We start from the raw sequence: 14,790 nt of genomic DNA on the forward strand, positions 1-14,790 counted from the left end.
CTCTACTGCGTACAACGATTCGACGCTCGATATGCACCTGGTGTTTGTCCGGTTTCGCGTTTGAAGACCGAGCTGAGACTTTCTTTGTGGTTGTAGCCTGCCTTGGAAGCGATTTCTTCGAGCGTCATGTCAGTTTCTCGCAGCAGTTGCTTGACACGATCGATTTGAGTCGCCGTGATTTGTTCGTGGGGCGTTAGGCCTAGCACTTCCCGGAAGCGTCGTTCGAGTTGTCGCCGCGAAAGTGATGTCGCTTGGGATAGATCGCTGACGTTGATTCCATCGCAGGCATACTGGCGAATGAAATGGCAAACTCGAGCTAGTTCGATGTCGTCGACCGCAATGACTTTAGTCGACATCCGTTCGGAAACCGAAAGCGGTTCGACGTACTCGACATCCGTTTCCGGTTGGATCCCCGACATCATCTGGTGCAAGATCTCTGCGGCGCGGTATCCGACCTGTTCCGCATCTGGCTTTACGCTCGACAGCGGTGGATCACAAAGCAGACAAATCGCGTCATCGTCATCAACACCAATGACTCCGACGTCATCTGGGATCGCAACGCCGGCTTTTTGGCAGGCATGCATCACTTGCTGGCCGCGAATGTCGTTGCAAACGAAGATACCGGTCGGGCGGACAAGACCGGTAAGCCAGTTTGCCATCGGTTCGATGTCTCGGATGCCTGCACCTTCTAAACTAGTCAGGGTGCTGCCCGGCGGACCTTCAGACTCGTAAACGTCAAAGGGAGAGTTTGAGTTTTCGACCAGTTTTCGAAAACACTTCAATCGTGCGTCCGAGTAGGTTGCAAATCGGAAGCCACAGAACGCAAACCGCCGAAAGCCGCGACTCCACAGATGCTCAAACGCAAGTTCGGCGACGCGTTGGTTGTCCGTTTCGACTTGTGGAACACCTGTGAATTTTCGATTGCATCGAACATCCACAATCGGCACGCCCAACTTTCGTAGCGGTTTGATCGTGTGCGCATCGACACGAGCAATCACCCCGTCAATCTGTGACCGACGAATCCACTCGGGGATGGCCGAATCCAACATCATCTCTTGATGCAGCAGAGCCCAATGAACTTGAGTTCTGGCAAAGTACGCCACACCTCGTAACAGTCCACGCCCATATGCGCGTGACGCCTCGACGACTAACGCAATTCGTGGACGTGACTTTCGATTCATCAAAGACTCCCGTCGGCGTGACGCAAATCGTACGCGGCGTGTCGCAAATGGTTATTGCGGAAATCCCGCACTGCGTTACTATAGCGCAACTTAGGATTGAGGGGCAGTCGTAAATCATTGTTTTGACTGTCGAGCGAGATTTTTTTACGGCATAGACGTGACAGAATACTAATTTCAAATCAGTCGAGCCTTTCTCGGTTGGGTGTCGGCCTAACAGGTTGACACCCACAGCAATTCGAAGCGTTTTGCCTACTTATTTAGATGGGTAGGCAATGGCGGTTCCGCCACGATGATTGCGGTGTCGGCCAGCCGAGGCTTCGCAGGGCGAGTATTGGGGAAGGCGTGCAGGACACGGACTTACGACCGACGATGGCTCCAGATTTGGTATTCAAATTCGCCTCGTTTGACTTGACGCAAAGTTTCAGTCACTACGCTAAACTAACTCGCTCGCAATCGACTGATTTTACCGAAACATTTGTACTAGAACGTTGGCAATGAGCACGAATAATTCACCACTGAGCGTATTCAACGGTAGCCTTCCTAAAATTGGCATTCGTCCAACAATCGACGGCCGGCTCGGAGGTGTTCGCGAATCGCTTGAAGATCAGACGATGAATCTGGCCAAACGAGTAGCGGATTTGGTTTGCGAAAACCTTCGTTATCCAAACGGCGATCCGGTCGAGTGCGTCATTGCAGAGGCTTGCATCGGAGGCGTTGCCGAAGCGAACGCTTGCGAGGACCTGTTTCGCCGCGAGAACGTTGGCGTATCACTGACTGTGACGCCATGCTGGTGTTACGGATCCGAAACGATGGACATGGATCCGCTGCGTCCCAAGGCAGTGTTCGGATTCAACGGGACCGAGCGGCCTGGTGCGGTCTACTTGGCGGCCGTTCTTGCTGGGCATACTCAAAAAGGAATTCCCGCGTTTGGAATCTATGGCCGCGACGTCCAAAATGCTGGCGACGGCGCGATGCCAGATGATGTCGAGAGAAAGATCCTGGATTTCGTCCGCTGCGGATTGGCAACCGCAATCATGCGAGGCAAGGCGTATTTGTCGATGGGCGGAACGTCGATGGGCATTGCCGGATCGATGATCGACTATGCGTTCTGGGAAAAGTGGTTCGGGATGCGTGTTGAAGACATCGACATGAGCGAGTTTGTCGGGCGGATGAAAAAAGGGCAGTTTGATCAAGCGGAATACGAAAAGGCGCTTTCGTGGGTCAAAGAAAATTGCCCCGAAGGCAAGGATTACAACAGCGATGAAACCAAACGTTCACGCGAGCAAATCGATAGCGAGTGGTCGGACAGCGTAAAGATGGCCTTGATCGCTCGCGATTTGATGGTTGGCAATCCCAAGCTGGCGGAGATGGGTTTGGGCGAGCAAGCACAAGGTCACCAAGCGATTGCATCGGGTTTCCAAGGTCAACGTCAGTGGACGGACCATTTTCCCAACGGCGATTTCTTAGAAGCAATTTTGAACACATCGTTCGACTGGAACGGCAAACGGGCACCGTACATTGTCGCTACCGAAAACGACGCACTTAACGCGGCCACGATGCTGTGCGGAAATTTGCTAACCAACACGGCTCAGGTTTTCGCGGACCTGCGAACGTATTGGAGTGCCGATGCGGTCGCGTCGGCATGCGACGGCTATCAACTCGATGGATTGGCAAGCGACGGACTGTTGCACCTGATCAATTCAGGGCCCGCAACGCTTGACGGTACCGGCCGGCAAACCGCGTCTGACGGTACGCCGACGATGAAGCCGTTCTGGGAAATCAGCGACGATGAAGTCCAAGAGTGCTTGAAAGCAACGACTTGGCATCCGTCGATCACCGAGTACTTTCCGGGCGGTGGCTTGAGCACTCGGTATAAGACTCGCGGGGGCATGCGTGCCACGATGACTCGAATCAACCTGATTGACGGGTTAGGTCCAGCGCTTCAAATTGCCGAAGGTCACACCGTCGAACTGCCCGATCACGTACACGATGCGCTGGACGACCGAACCAACCCGAGTTGGCCGACCACGTGGTTTGCGCCGACACTAACCGGGCGAGGTGCGTTCACGTCAACGTACGAAGTGATGAACCACTGGGGCGCCAACCACTGTGTCATGACGACCGGTCATGTGGGTCACCTCTTTATCACCTTGGCGTCGATGCTGCGTATTCCGGTTTACATGCACAATGTGGACGAATCGCGAGTGTTCCGTCCGAGTGCCTGGAATGCATTCGGAACGGACAATCTTGAATCGGCCGACTTTCGAGCCTGTCAGAACTTTGGCCCACTCTATGGACGCCGCTAAGACGTCGCTATTCCATTGCCACTGCGTCTGCATGGACGCAACCAATCGCCTGTAAAGAAGCACACAAGTCATGAATGATCCCAAGACGCTTGATTCGATGCTAGAATTGTCTCGTTTTCTAGGCGAGGAACAACGTCATTTGGCGATTCTGGGCGAGGGGAATACATCGGCGAAGGTGGATGCGGATACGTTCTTGGTCAAGGCCAGCGGCAGTTGTCTGGAAACGCTTTGCGGCGACGATGTCGTCACTTGCCGGTTCGATGCGTTGCTGCCGATGTTGGATGAAGCCGAGCTGACCGACCAAGACATCGAGGATCGATTGTTGGGTTGTCGTGTCGACGAGTCGGCGAAGAAGCCGTCGGTCGAAACGCTCTTTCATGCTTACCTGTTGTCGTTGCCCGATGTGCAGTTCGTCGGTCACACGCACAGCATCCCGGTAAATCAAGTGCTGTGTTCACCGCTTGCTGAAAAGTTCGCGACGAACCGTTTGTTCCCGGACGAGATCGTCTGTTGCGGGTCTCGATCAGTCTTTGTCCCCTACACCGACCCGGGATTGCAGTTGTCGCAGGTCATTCGCGATAAAGTCTCGGCGTTCGTTGAAGAATTTGATGTTCCGCCGCGAGTAATCTTGCTTGAAAATCACGGCCTGATCACCTTGGGCAAAACGGCTGGGGCGGTAAAAGCCGCGATGCTGATGGCTCATAAAGCTGCCGAGATTTTCGTTGGTGCTGCTTCACTTGGAGGCCCGGTATTCATGACTGACGCGGACGTCCATCGAATCGCAAACCGAATCGACGAACACTATCGCCAACAGGCACTGAAGCTGTAGGAATCGCTCGAAAAATTCTTTATAAACAGGCTGGTGATTCGCTGAAAGGTATGGCCCATGATCGAAGAAACATTGAGTTCATGCCGCTCTTTTCGATAGCCTGTGAGCCGCATCAATTCGCATGCGATGCAGACTTTTCATCGCTTCCTTGATCGGGAAACTTAGTGGTTGCGATTCTTTCGCTCTATCAACGACTGCGCCCCGCTGCTTATCTCGTTTCTGCCGCCGTCGCAATTTTGCGCAAGGTGTCGCAAAACGTCATCGCCCACCTGCATCTCGATAGCGATATTTCCAATCGAGATTGAAGTGCGATCGCATTTCATTACCTGATCACTCAAGAACGACAACAAACAACTCTTCGGAAGCGAACCGTTGTTGTCGCATGAGTCACTCTTCTCTTTTCCTTTTTTGGATTCTCTTTACGATGAAAAATGCGCGCGTACAAAATGGATTCCCCTAGTGGAACTGCTGGTTGTTATTGCAATCATCGGTGTCCTCGTTGGACTGCTGCTGCCCGCCGTACAGGCTGCACGTGAAGCAGCTCGACGAATGAGCTGCAGCAATAATTTCAAGCAACTTGGACTTGGAATTCACAACTACCACTCTGCGTTCAAGCAGTTGCCTACCCACGGTACCGGCACCGTTGAAGCCAACGCAGGAAACCAGTGGTGGCAGAACACTGACGTCACCAACAACATGCAATTGAGTGTGCTGGTTAGCATGTTGCCGATGATCGAACAACAAGGTCTCTGGGAACAAATTTCGAACCCAAGCACCGTTGGCGGAACTTGGTATGCAATGGGACCAACTCCGGATCGCATCACTTACACTCCTTGGACATTAGATATCCCAACTCTTCGCTGTCCAAGCGATCCAGGTGTTGGGCTGCCTGCACTCGGGCGTACAAACTACGCCGCTTGCATCGGCGATTCATCGGATGAAACCGCTTACGGACCATGGCCTAATCTGCGAATCGTTGGCATGACCCGAACTCGGGCACAGACCGCGCAATCGGCTCACCGTGGTTTCTTCAAACCATTCGACACCACTAAGTTTCGTGACTGCTTGGACGGGCTTTCCAACACCGTTGCAATGGGCGAGATCGCGACGTACTTGGGCGACAAAGACAAGCGAGCTGTTTTGCCAAACTTTACAGCTGGCAACAACAGCGGGACGATGACGGTGATCCGTGACAATCCGAAAGCTTGCGAAGGAACGATTGATCCCCTTCGTCCTCAGTTCTGGACAGCCGATAGCCGAGGGACTCGCGGTCGTGGCTATCGCTGGGCTGATGCAAAGACGATCTTCTCGGGCATGGTCACGATTTTGCCACCCAACAGTGAAATTTGCAGCCGAACCAACGGTGATGACTTGAACCTTTGCGGTTCAGCATCGAGCTATCACCAAGGTGGCGCCCACGTCTTGATGGGTGACGGAGCGGTGAAGTTCATCACGGACTCGATCGAAGCCGGAAATTCACGTGGCGGTATGGTTTGGAATGGCGGTACTGGTACTCAGTCGCCTGGTTCGCAAAGTCCGTTTGGGCTTTGGGGTTCGCTGGGCACACGAGCCAGCAAAGAAGTCATCGACACCGAAATCTAGTCCAACTCTTTAACCGTCGCACCGAGCGATGAACACACACCAACCAGCAGCCCGCGTCCTAAACGCGGGCTGCTTTCGGCGAATTCAGAGCAAGTCAATTGATTTGGTTTGTAACGTCGCCACTGGTGTACTCGTAAATCTCAGTTCAGTTCTCATCACACCTAATCACACAAAGGTCTCCCTTGAAAAAACTAACTCTATCTCACTTGTTCGTCATTGGCTGTTTCGCATTGATCGTCGGTTGCGCAGAAGAAAAGCCCCAAAGCGTCACCGAAGGTTTGGCACCGTCTGCAATCGAAGAGTATCAGGCGAACGAAAAACGGCTGATGGAAGAAACTCAAAATTCGATGGACACAAAGGCAAAATAGCCTCAATCTTTATCGACCAGTCGCCTTGCGTTTCAATGGATGCCGCCGGCGACGTGTCGCAAATCGTTAGCGGAGTGTCGCGAATCGGGATCGGCTTTGGCGGTATTTCTGCCACAATGTTAGGCTTACTCGCTTAACCCGTTCACGATTCGCTTTGGCAGATAATGATGTTCAGTTCGCTTGATTCTTTCCGCGTCCGATTGACGGCAATTGGAATGTTGACGATCGGTGTCAACGGAATGTTCGGCGGTGATTTTGGTGCTAGTGACCTGGTCGCCCAGGAGCAGGTTGCGGCGAAATCCGAATCGGCTAGTTCCGAATCGGTTGATGTTGCTCGCGACCAGCGAATGGCGTGGTGGCGTGAAGCACGATTCGGCATGTTCGTCCACTGGGGTGTCTATTCGACAACCGGCGGTGAGTACAACGGCAAGAAATTGCCGAACAGTGCCGAGTGGATGATGAACAAGGGTCGCATCCCGATTGCTGAATACGAGCAGTATGCGGCTCAGTTCAATCCCGCAAAATTCGATGCGGCCGCGTTCGTTGGCTTAGCGAAACAAGCCGGCATGAAATACTTGGTGATCACTGCCAAGCACCACGACGGTTTCTCGATGTTCGGTTCGACCGCGAGTGACTACAACGTCGTCGATGCGACGCCGTTCAAACGTGACATCATGAAAGAACTGTCAGTCGAGTGCCAGAAACAAGGCATTCGGTTGGGGTTCTATTACTCGCAAGCCCAAGACTGGCACCATCCCGGCGGGATGGGAAACAGTTGGGACAAAGATCTGAAACGCGTCAGCAATGATGAGTATGTTCTCGGGAAGGCGGTACCTGAAGTCAAGCAGTTGTTGACCGAGTACGGCCCGATCGGAATCTTCTGGTGGGATACGCCGCGAAAGATGAGTCGTGAATCGTTTAACGCACTTCACTCGCTGACCAAATTGCAGCCTAGCGTGATCACGAACGATCGTCTTGGCGACGACTTCCCCGGTGACTACAAAACGTTCGAACGCCAAATTCCACCGAACGCGCCTGCAGACAAGGACTGGGAAGTCTGCATGCCGATTAGCGGTAGCTGGGGCTACAAAAAGGGCGACAACGATTTCAAGTCGCCATCAACGTTGATCCGTAACTTGATCGATATCGCCAGTAAAGGCGGAAACTATCTGTTGAACGTCAGCCCCACCGGCGACGGAACTCTGTTGCCTCCAGCAGTTGAACGTTTGAAAGAAGTCGGCAAGTGGATGGCGATCAACGGTGAATCGATCTACGAGACCTCGGCCAGCCCATTGCAGGCACTCGGATGGGGACGTTGCACATCAAAAAAGATTGACGGTGGTACGCGATTGTACTTGCACGTTTTTGATTGGCCGAAAGACGGTCGTTTGGTTATCCCCGGTGTGAAGAACGAAGTACGAAAGGCTAGCCTGCTTGCCAGCGGCACGGATCTGCAAGGTCGTTTGACCGATGACGGAATCGAGTTGTTGGTTCCCGCGGAAGGGCCCGACGCGGTTGCTAGTGTGATCGTCTTGGACGTTGATGGCGTTCTTGAACTCGATCCACAGTGGCCGTCCGTTGACGCAGCCGGCTCGCTTGTTTTGGCGGCTGACGCGGCCTATCTGCACAACAACGAAGGCAGCAAACAAGCAAGCATTCGTCACCACAGCGACATCCCGCACGTCGGTTACTGGATGGACGCTCAGGCTTGGGTCGAGTGGACTGCAAACATCGACAAGCCTGGAATTTACGAGGTCGTCGCGACGTTGTCGGTCGAAGCCGAAATGACTCAGTTCGACGTCAGCATCGGCGATCGCCAACTGGCGGCAACCGCAGTCTCTACGGGGGGCTACGGAAAGTACACGGAACAATCGTTAGGGTCGATTGAGATCGATCAAGTTGGCGAGGCCAGCATCAAGTGCAAGCCGATTGCCGACCGTTGGAATCCGATGAATCTGCGTTCGATTACGCTGAAGCGAATTGAATCGGCAGAATAGCTTGCCGTGACCGCCACTTTACCGACATCGCGACCACTCCAAATAAAATCGCTGCATGAACACCATCGTCCAACGTGCTTCTCTTTCACTCTTCATCGCATGTCTGAGTGTTCAGGCTCTCGCTGCTGCTGAACTCTATGTCAGCTCCAGCGGAAGTGACAACAATGACGGCAGCAAGTCGGCGCCGGTCGCGTCGATCGGGAAAGCAAAGTCGCTGGCCCGATCGTTTGCGGGGAATCAGGCTGTCACCGTTCACGTAGGCGACGGTGTCTATTACTTGCCCGAGACGCTTGTGTTTGAATCGGCGGATTCGGGTTCAGCCCAGAACCCGATCGTCTATGTCGCGGATAACGAGGGCGGCGCGGTCTTGAGTGGCGGGACAAAACTGGACCTGACTTGGCGTCCGTTTCGCGATGGAATCTTGCAAGCCACGACTCCGCCCAATGTTGTAATTGATCAGTTGTTTATCGATGGTCGGAATCAGAGGATGGCTCGTTATCCAAACTTTGACGCCAGCAAAACGACGGAGGCCTATCAGGGTTTTTCCGCGGACGCGTTCGCAAAGGAACGGGTCGCCGGTTGGGCAGACCCCGTTGGTGGATACATCCATGCGATGCATCGCTCGCGTTGGGGCGGGTATCACTATCGAATCACGGGGAAAGACTCCGCCGGCGACGTGACCTTTGAAGGCGGTTGGCAGAATAACCGTCCATCGGGGATGCACAACGAGTTTCGGATGGTGGAAAACATCTTCGAAGAACTCGACGCGGCAGGCGAATGGTTTCACGATGCAAAAACGCGAACGCTCTACTACAAGCCAGCCCCTGGTGTGGATTTGGCATCGGCGACAGTCGAGATCGTACGGCTAAGACGTCTGATCGAGTTTTCCGGTAGCGAAGAATCGCCGGTGCGGTACATCACGTTAAGCGGATTTACGATCAGGCACGCCGCGCGAACGTTCATGGAAACGAAAGAACCGCTGCTCCGCAGTGACTGGGCGATCTATCGCGGCGGTGCGATCTTCTTGTCGGGAACCGAAGACATTTCGGTCACCGACTCGACATTCGATCAGGTCGGCGGCAACGCGGTGTTCGCCAGCAACTACAACCGCCGAGTCCATGTGAAAGGATGTCACATCCATGACGCGGGCGCCAGCGGAGTTTGTTTTGTGGGCGACCCGGACGCGGTACGTGATCCATTGTTCGGCTACGGTGCGAAGAATGACTTGTCTAAGATCGACCGAACGCCAGGCCCGAAAACAAACAACTATCCGGCGGATTCGGTCGTCGAAGACTGCTTGATTCACGGCATCGGCCGGGTCGAACGGCAACCCGCAGGTGTCTTGATCGAGATGGCACAGCGAGTGACAGTGCGAGATTGTTCGATCTACGATTGTGCTCGAGCGGGCATTAACATTGGGGACGGCGCATGGGGCGGTCACCTGATCGAGCGATGTGATGTGTTCGATACGGTGCAAGAAACTCATGACCACGGTTCGTTCAATTCTTGGGGGCGAGACCGGTATTGGCGAAGCGATCATTTGGCTGCTACGCAAAAAGCGGTGGACGCCTCGCCTGAATTACCGTTCTTGGACGCCGTGGAAACGACCGTGATTCGGGACAGCCGCTGGCGCTGTGATCACGGGTGGGACATCGATTTGGACGATGGTTCGTCGAACTACGACATCTACAACAATCTGATGTTGGGTGGCGGTTTGAAACTGCGCGAAGGTTTCCGTCGTCGTGCTTGGAACAACATCACGGTCAACAATGGATTTCATCCACATGTCTGGTTCAATCACAGCGGTGACGAGGTCTTCAGCAACATCTTCATGGCGGCTCATCGTGGTGCTCGGATGCCAAGCGACTTAGCAAAGGGCAAACGGGTCAACGAGAATCTTTTTTTTGTCAGTGACGCATCCATCAAGGATCGATTCGCCGAGTTTGGCTGGGACACCGAATCGATTGTCGGCGATCCCCTGTTTGTGGCACCGTCCGAGGGTGATTTTCGAGTGAAACCGGACTCGCCTGCCTTGAAAATCGGATTCAAAAACTTTCCGATGGGCCAGTTCGGTGTAAAGAAACCGGCGTTGAAATCGATCGCGAAATCACCAACGATCCCAGTTCCCGACAGTCGCAGCAAAGCTGATTCGGACCCGTTGCCAGTCAAAGCCGATCCGATGCAGCGGTTTTGGCTCGGTGCAAAGTTAAGGCAGCTTAGCGGCGAAGAATTCTCGGCTTACGGATCTCGCAAAGAAGACGGCGGAGTCTCGCTGGACGATGTTCCAAAGACCAGCGAAGCAGCGGCCGCCGGATTACGTGCTGGCGATTTGATTCTGTCGATCAATCAACAAAAGACACCTGATTTCAAATCGTTCTTTGCCGCGGTTGTGTCGCTAGGTGCCGCGCCGCTTGAACTGCAACTTGTCCGTGACCAGAACGTCATGGCTCAGTCCATTTCGCAACATTCGTATGTCGTTATCGAATCGGCAACCGAGCCAGGCGGCTTCCATGATGTCGCATTGTCGGCAAAGACGCTCGGGACCGTTTCCGCGAACCAGAAGACACGTAATGAACCGATCGAAATTTTGCTCGATGGTAAACTTGCCGTTGGATTCGGCCCAGTCTTTGCGAATGGCGTGAACAGCGGAGCTTATCGAATGGACCTGGGCCAATCGCGACCAATCTCAACCGTTTCGACGTGGTCATTTGCAAACGGCGATCGCGGTCATCAAGTCTTCACGCTTTACGGCAGCGCGTCCGCTGATGACCCGGGCTGGGACGTCACCAAATACACAGCGCTAGCAACGATCGACACATCGGTTGTGAAGCCGGACGCGATCAGGTCATCAATGTTCATAGCAACCGAACTACGATCACCGTCGGGGATCGGGAAGTATCGATGGATCGTTTGGCGCGTATCGCCGGTTACAGACACCGCTGGCGGCGAAAACACGGCATTTCAAGAATTTTCCGTTCAATAGCATTGAACCCGGAATTTGAAACGGCGGCTTTAATTTCGGTTAGATTATCGGTTTGATTTTTGCGGTCAACGGCGATGTCGTTTCAATGGCGGAAATAGTTCATGGAACTGATTTTTTTTGCAAGTACGAATGTTCGCGACGCGAAAACCGCAACGACCGCGTTTGTCAGAATCGCCAAAAGGTTGGCAATCGATTACGACTAATAAGTTTGCCGGTCGACGTCACGATAGTCACCTCACACGCCTCCCCTCGATCCTCCGCGTTTCCTACTCCTGTATCGCAAATCACCGTTTTGCCAAGCTTCCTCGCACTCGGCTTCTCGACTGAAGAATCAAATGAAAACCTTTCTCCTTTCAGCTTTTCTGTTGTTGATTCTGCTGCAGGCCTCGATCGTCATCGCGGCGGACGACCGTCCGAACATCATCTATCTGATGGCAGATGACCAGAACACAGGTTCACTCGGATGCTACGGCAACGATGAAGTTGTGACGCCTAATATTGATCAGTTGGCGCGTGATGGCATGGCCTTTGACCGTCACTACAACACGACGTCGATTTGCATGGCGAGCCGCGCTAACGTGTTCACAGGAATGTACGAGTACAAGACGGGGACCAATTTTACACACGGCGATATGAAGCCCGAGGTTTGGTCCAAGTCATATCCCGTGTTGCTTCGTGAGGCCGGTTATATGACTGCGTTTGCAGGGAAGTTTGGAATCGAAGTTGAAGGTCGGGGTTTATGCGGATCGGACTTTGATTTATGGGGAGGTGGTCCCGGACAGACGAATTACGAGACGCGGCGAAATAAGTCGATGGAAAAATACGCCGATGAGTTTCCGCACTCAACATTGTCTTACGGCGCCTTCGGTCGAGACGCGATACGCGAAGCTGTGAAGCAGAAGAAACCTCTGTGCCTCTCGATCAGCTTTAAGGCGCCTCACAAGCCTGCGACACCGGATCCAAAATTCGATTCCGTCTACGCAGGAAGGAAGTTTACCAAGCCCGCGAACTTTGGACGCGCCGCTGGTGAGCATCTTTCAACGCAGAGCAAACAAGGACGCCAATACCCGCGTTTCAGCGAGTGGAAGTACGACTCGGACTACGACGGCGAGATGGCAAAGTACTATCAACAGATCCATGCGATTGACGTCGCCGTGGGAATGATCCGCGACGAACTGGCCGAGCAAGGGATCGATAGAAACACTGTCGTGATCTACACCAGCGACAACGGGTATATCTGTGGTGCTCACGGGTACGGTTCCAAAGTGCTGCCGATGGAGGAATCGTCTCGCGTGCCGCTGATCATCTACGATCCTCGCAGCGCATCTGCCGGTCGCCAGTGGCGTTGTTCTGCATTGACGGGGAACATCGATTTCGCGCCGACCATTTTGGAACTCGCAGGGCTGTCAGCGCCCGAAAACATGGATGGTGTCAGCTTGTGCCCGTTGTTGATGGATGCAAAATCCGAAGTCCGCGAGCAGTTGGCGTTCATCAACACATTCGACAAACTGCCCACGCACTCGCTAAGTGTGATGACGCGTTCGTGGAAGTACACGTATTGGTGGTATGGCGATTCCGAGATGAAACCCACCGAAGAACTTTTTCATCTCGACGACGATCCACTGGAAATGGCCAACCTTGCCTTAAGCCCGGGTGCAGAAAGTTCGCTTGCGACAATGCGAGCAAAGTACGACGAAGAGTTGGCGAAATGGAAAGAGCAGGTTGTCCCCTACAACAACTATACGCAGTATGGAACGTTGTTTGACCGCGACATTCCTTGGCAACAAAAGAACACGCAGAAGAAATCAAGGAATCGAGAATGAGATATCTAAAAACCATGTTTTTATTTGCGTTGCTAGCGGCAACTTCACTTTCCACAGATGCGGCGGAACCTGGGAAAGGCGCCGCTGCGAAGCCGAACATCATCGTGATTTACACCGATGATCAAGGTTACGGAGACGTCAGCGTGCAGAATTCGGACGCGAAATTCGAGACTCCCAACATGGACAGACTTGCTCGTGAGGGCGTCACGTTCACTCGCGGGCACAGTTCGGATTCGGTATGCACGCCGTCTCGATATGGTTTGCTGACGGGACGTTATGCGTGGCGAACGAAACTTAAATCGGGCGTCATGGGGTCCGAGGGCGATTGCTTGATTGCCGACGGACGGATGACGATCGCAAGTCTGTTAAAGCAGAACGGCTATCATACGGGTATGGTTGGTAAGTGGCACCTGGGAATGGACTTCCCAGGCACCAAGGAGCAACGTGACTGGGCCGTGCCAATCGTCGACATGCCACTGGACAAAGGATTTGATTACTACTTCGGTGTGCCTGCTTCGCTAAACTATGGAGTCCTGGCTTGGTTTGAAGGGAGGAACGCGAAAGTTCCACCGACGATGTACACCGCCAAAAAGAAGAACCGTCGGTCCTCCGACTACCGGATCATGCCACCCTATGATCCTGCCAAGGGGATGGAAGTTGCCGAGGACTTCATCGACAACGAATGTCTGACGCGTTTCACGAACAAGGCGATTGATTGGATTGGCGACAAAGCCGAGGACGCAAAGAATGGCAAGCCGTTCTTTCTGTATCTGCCGTACACGTCGCCACACTTTCCGATTTGTCCGTTGCCAAAGTATCACGGCAAAGGTGCCGCAGGGGCCTATGGCGAGTTCGTGATCGAAACGGATGATCACATTGGGCGAGTTCTTCGTGCGCTCGAAGACGAAGGGCTGGATGAGAATACGTTGATCGTTTTCACCAGTGATAACGGCCCCGAAAGTGTCTGGGCAGCGAGAATCAAAGAGTTTGATCACGATAGCCGTGGCGGGTTGCGAGAGGGCAAACGCAGTGTTTACGAAGGTGGACATCGGGTGCCGTTCTTGATCCGATGGCCCGCAGGAATCGCTAACCCTGGTCGTACATGGGACAAGCCGGTCGGCCAAGTCGACTTGTTGGCAACGTTTGCCGAACTGCTGGGCGTTGAAGTGGGGTCGGACGCGGCCGAAGATAGCCAGAGTTTTGCATCGGTGCTTACTGATCCGAAAGCTGACTACAATCGAATGCCATTGATCACGCACGGCAACGGAGCCGGAAAGCGAAAAGATCGATATGCGATCACCGACGGAGACTGGAAACTTGTGATGCCAGAAGGCCAGGACGGCGCTGAGCTTTACCATTTGGTGTCTGACCGATCCGAGTCGACCAATGTTGCAGATGGCAACCCAGAAATGGTTGAACGAATGACAGCTGCAATCAACCGAATCATCGCGTCGGGGCACACCAAGCCGGCCGCCGAAGCAGCGAACGACACACCGTATTGGCCTTCCCTAGGCTGGATGACACAACAGCAGTATCAATCGATCGCAGACAGAAACTAGCAATCGCGTTCTAACTTTTTTGCTGCGCAGCAACTCATCGTTGCCCTCTTTTCCAACTTTCCCACCAGCATTCCCCACCTCGATCCCTCAAAAAGTTACATGTCACGAAAGCACATGCCGGATTTCTACCGAACTCAACACC

Annotated in this window: 9 protein-coding genes; 8 read left to right on the plus strand and 1 reads right to left on the minus strand. The window is 53.5% G+C overall.

Going from position 1 to position 14,790, the window contains the following annotated elements:
* Positions 1-2: 2 nt before the first annotated feature.
* On the minus strand, positions 3-1,181 hold the full coding sequence (locus Poly59_RS26890) for an AraC family transcriptional regulator (RefSeq protein WP_146537193.1): 1,179 nt from the start codon (positions 1,179-1,181) through the stop codon (positions 3-5).
* Between the two features lie 494 nt (positions 1,182-1,675).
* Here Poly59_RS26890 and Poly59_RS26895 point away from each other — a divergent pair, with 494 nt between their 5' ends.
* The 8 genes from Poly59_RS26895 to Poly59_RS26930 all read left to right on the plus strand — a co-directional run bounded on the left by Poly59_RS26895 (position 1,676) and on the right by Poly59_RS26930 (position 14,648).
* The gene (locus Poly59_RS26895) at positions 1,676-3,487 is read left to right on the plus strand and encodes an L-fucose isomerase (RefSeq protein WP_146537194.1); all 1,812 of its coding nucleotides are present in this window, start codon (positions 1,676-1,678) and stop codon (positions 3,485-3,487) included.
* Between the two features lie 70 nt (positions 3,488-3,557).
* Positions 3,558-4,316: a class II aldolase/adducin family protein gene (locus tag Poly59_RS26900; protein WP_146537195.1), complete on the plus strand. Its 759-nt coding sequence runs from the start codon at positions 3,558-3,560 to the stop codon at positions 4,314-4,316.
* A 450-nt stretch (positions 4,317-4,766) separates the two neighbouring features.
* Positions 4,767-5,918: a DUF1559 domain-containing protein gene (locus Poly59_RS26905; RefSeq protein ID WP_146537553.1), complete on the plus strand. Its 1,152-nt coding sequence runs from the start codon at positions 4,767-4,769 to the stop codon at positions 5,916-5,918.
* Positions 5,919-6,100: 182 nt separating this feature from the next.
* Positions 6,101-6,286 (plus strand): hypothetical protein, encoded by a 186-nt coding sequence (locus Poly59_RS26910; RefSeq protein WP_146537196.1) that lies wholly within the window; start codon positions 6,101-6,103, stop codon positions 6,284-6,286.
* Between the two features lie 167 nt (positions 6,287-6,453).
* A complete protein-coding gene (locus Poly59_RS26915; protein WP_246151960.1) occupies positions 6,454-8,283 on the plus strand; it encodes an alpha-L-fucosidase in 1,830 nt (609 codons plus the stop codon).
* Positions 8,284-8,338: 55 nt separating this feature from the next.
* Positions 8,339-11,266, plus strand: a complete 2,928-nt coding sequence (locus Poly59_RS26920) for a right-handed parallel beta-helix repeat-containing protein (protein ID WP_146537197.1) — start codon at positions 8,339-8,341, stop codon at positions 11,264-11,266.
* A 335-nt stretch (positions 11,267-11,601) separates the two neighbouring features.
* Complete coding sequence (locus Poly59_RS26925; protein ID WP_146537198.1) at positions 11,602-13,089, plus strand: sulfatase family protein; 1,488 nt, start codon at positions 11,602-11,604, stop codon at positions 13,087-13,089.
* Positions 13,086-14,648, plus strand: coding sequence for a sulfatase family protein (locus tag Poly59_RS26930; RefSeq protein WP_146537199.1), 1,563 nt, complete (start codon positions 13,086-13,088; stop codon positions 14,646-14,648). Before Poly59_RS26925 ends, Poly59_RS26930 begins: the two co-directional genes overlap by 4 nt.
* Positions 14,649-14,790: the final 142 nt, after the last annotated feature.

The sequence above is a fragment of the Rubripirellula reticaptiva genome (assembly GCF_007860175.1).
Taxonomy (GTDB): domain Bacteria; phylum Planctomycetota; class Planctomycetia; order Pirellulales; family Pirellulaceae; genus Rubripirellula; species Rubripirellula reticaptiva.

What these genes read in the sequence shown, in the direction of transcription:
- Poly59_RS26925 (WP_146537198.1), top strand. Translation starts at nt 11,602, where the DNA reads ATGAAAACCTTTCTCCTTTCAGCTTTTCTGTTGTTGATTCTGCTGCAG.
- Poly59_RS26920 (WP_146537197.1), top strand. Translation starts at nt 8,339, where the DNA reads ATGAACACCATCGTCCAACGTGCTTCTCTTTCACTCTTCATCGCATGT.
- Poly59_RS26895 (WP_146537194.1), top strand. Translation starts at nt 1,676, where the DNA reads ATGAGCACGAATAATTCACCACTGAGCGTATTCAACGGTAGCCTTCCT.
- Poly59_RS26930 (WP_146537199.1), top strand. Translation starts at nt 13,086, where the DNA reads ATGAGATATCTAAAAACCATGTTTTTATTTGCGTTGCTAGCGGCAACT.
- Poly59_RS26915 (WP_246151960.1), top strand. Translation starts at nt 6,454, where the DNA reads ATGTTCAGTTCGCTTGATTCTTTCCGCGTCCGATTGACGGCAATTGGA.
- Poly59_RS26890 (WP_146537193.1), bottom strand. Translation starts at nt 1,181, where the DNA reads ATGAATCGAAAGTCACGTCCACGAATTGCGTTAGTCGTCGAGGCGTCA.
- Poly59_RS26900 (WP_146537195.1), top strand. Translation starts at nt 3,558, where the DNA reads ATGAATGATCCCAAGACGCTTGATTCGATGCTAGAATTGTCTCGTTTT.